The following is a 532-nucleotide window of genomic DNA, read 5'->3' as shown; positions in this document are numbered from 1 at the left end:
TCGGTCCGGTCGAGGTCGCGCGGGCGAAGATTCGCGACCGTGGGGCGGCCGGCGATAGTGAGCGGATCCGGTTCGGCTCGGCGATCCTGCCGCTGTGGGCACGGCGGACCAGAAGCCTGGATGCGCTGTTGCCGATTCTGTACCTGCGCGGCATCTCGACCGGCGATTTCCAGGAGGCGCTGACGGCCTTGCTGGGCAAGGACGCACCGAACCTGTCGCCCGCGGTGATTTCCCGGCTGACCGCGGAGTGGCAAGGCGAGTACGAGCGCTGGCAGAGGCGCGATTTGTCGGCGCGACGATACGTGTACGTGTGGGCCGATGGCGTCTTCCTGCAGGCCCGCATGGAAGACCACGGCGAGTGCATGCTGGTGCTGATCGGCGCGACGCCGGAAGGCAAGAAGGAACTGATCGGCTTCCAGGTCGGCGTGCGGGAGAGCGCGCAGAGCTGGCGTGAGCTCCTGATCGACGTCAAGCGGCGCGGGTTGCAGATCGCCCCGGAAATTGCCGTCGGCGACGGCGCGCTCGGCTTCTG

Annotated in this window: 1 protein-coding gene; it reads left to right on the top strand. The window is 68.0% G+C overall.

Annotation, left to right across the window (positions count from 1 at the left end; translation table 11 throughout):
* A partial coding sequence (locus AC5ZGW_RS46835; protein WP_496114226.1) for a transposase occupies positions 1 to 532 on the top strand: 532 nt, incomplete at both ends.

Source organism: Bradyrhizobium sp. Crot121 (assembly GCF_059512385.1).
This window is presented reverse-complemented; position numbering and strand designations above follow the sequence as displayed.